The following is a 1067-nucleotide window of genomic DNA, read 5'->3' as shown; positions in this document are numbered from 1 at the left end:
CAGCCCAGCACGTTCCCCGGCCAGGCGTACGCGCAGGCGGCGATCATCGCGCGGTCGGTGGCCAGCCCGCCCAGCCGGGAGAAGGCGCCGATCCGGAGCGGGGGAGCGGCCGTGGTCGGGGTGAGGACCACGTCGTACGACGCGAAGAACGCGCCGATCCGCCGGTGCAGCAGCGCCTCCGCGCGCCGGGCCACCCGTAGCGGGGCCCCGCCGAGCAGCCGGCCCAGCCGGGCCGCGTCCCGGGTGCGCGGGTCGAGCAGCGCGGGGTCGGGGGTCTCGCGGACCCGCTCGGCGATCCCGGCGGTGGCGCGCGGTACGAAGGTCAGGCCGATCTGGCCGTAGGGCGGGTCGGCCTCCTCGACGTCGTGGCCCAACGCGGCCAGCCGTCCCGCGAGTTCGACGACCCTGACGCGGATCTCCGGGTCCAGCCGGGCCGGTACGGCGGTGAACGGCGGCCTCAGGGACAGGGCGATGCGCAGCCGGCCGGGGTCGCGGCCGACCGCGTCCGCGACCGTCAGCGCGGCCGGCCGGTGCGGGTCCCGGTCGTGGTTGCCGCTCGCCGCGTCCAGCAGCAGGGCCGCGTCGGCGACCGTACGGGCCAGGGTGCCGTTGACCGTGATGCCCTGGAAGGACTCGCCGTGCGGCCAGGTCGAGATGCGGCCCCGCTGCGGCTTGATGCCGATCAGGTGGGTCCAGGAGGCCGGGATCCGTACCGACCCGGCGCCGTCGGAGCCGAGCGCGGCCGGCACCAGCCCGTCGGCGACGGCGGCCGCCGACCCGCCCGAGGAACCCCCGGGGGTGTGCCCGGGATGCCATGGATTGCGGGTGTCCCCGAACGCCGGCCCCTCGGTGAAGGGCCACTGCCCCAGCTCACAGGTGTTCGTCTTGCCGACGATCACGGCACCGGCCGCCCGCAGCCGCCGTACCGCCTCGCCGTCCGCGGCCACCGGCGGGAAGTGGCCGGGGCAGCCGAACGCGGTCCTCGGCGAATCCGACCCGGGGCTTCCACCCCAGCGCGGCGCGCAGGCGTGCGGAGTCCGCGGTGATGTGCCGTACGTCCCCCAGCC

The 1067-nt window shown here is 77.1% G+C and carries 1 protein-coding gene and 1 pseudogene; both read right to left on the bottom strand.

What is annotated here, in order from left to right; all coding sequences use genetic code 11:
- Positions 1-947, bottom strand: a 947-nt coding sequence (locus ACWEN3_RS46880) for an amidase (RefSeq protein ID WP_452984598.1), incomplete at its 3' end; no start/stop codon positions are given.
- Positions 871-1067: pseudogene (locus tag ACWEN3_RS46875) on the bottom strand (hypothetical protein); the annotation flags it as partial. The gene ACWEN3_RS46880 and the pseudogene ACWEN3_RS46875, both read right to left, overlap by 77 nt.

Source organism: Streptomyces sp. NPDC004561 (assembly GCF_053602155.1).
This window is presented reverse-complemented; position numbering and strand designations above follow the sequence as displayed.